The organism is Oleiphilus sp. HI0066, from assembly GCF_001635725.1.
This window is the reverse complement of the sequence record NZ_LWFH01000318.1, coordinates 1-425: the sequence shown is the minus strand read 5'-3', so window position 1 is coordinate 425 and position 425 is coordinate 1. Positions and strand designations below refer to the sequence as shown.

The following is a 425-nucleotide window of genomic DNA, read 5'->3' as shown; positions in this document are numbered from 1 at the left end:
TGAACAGCTCGAAAGCATTCGGAAAAATGCAATTGAAACCGTGATTAATGGTGCTCCGAAGCACATGAGAGAGCGCTTACAAGGGCTCCAGTTTCAGATCGACATGGAGAGAAAGCGTTGTAAGAATCCAGTGCAGGCATGCATGAAAATTTCATCAATGATGAATGATTCGATCGCAGAGCTGCGCTATGCACTCAACCAGCCAGACGATTACCTCAAATCGCGCACTAAGCACGAAGCGAAAGTCTTATCTTTTACTTCGCCGTCAAGAACAAAATAGACGCTTAGCTTTAGTAACGTAACGCGCTTTAATATACTATTTCAGGCGCGTTACTTTAGGACAAACAAGCTAGGCTTTATGCAAAACCTCAAACCAGAGCATCGTTACTCCAATTTCCTCAAACCCAAATTTTGGCCAACATGGC

Annotated in this window: 1 protein-coding gene; it reads left to right on the top strand. The window is 43.8% G+C overall.

The genetic code is table 11. The features are described from left to right. On the top strand, positions 1 to 280 hold a 280-nt coding region (locus A3738_RS04670; protein ID WP_068763394.1), incomplete at its 5' end, for a DUF3135 domain-containing protein. Positions 281 to 425: the final 145 nt, after the last annotated feature.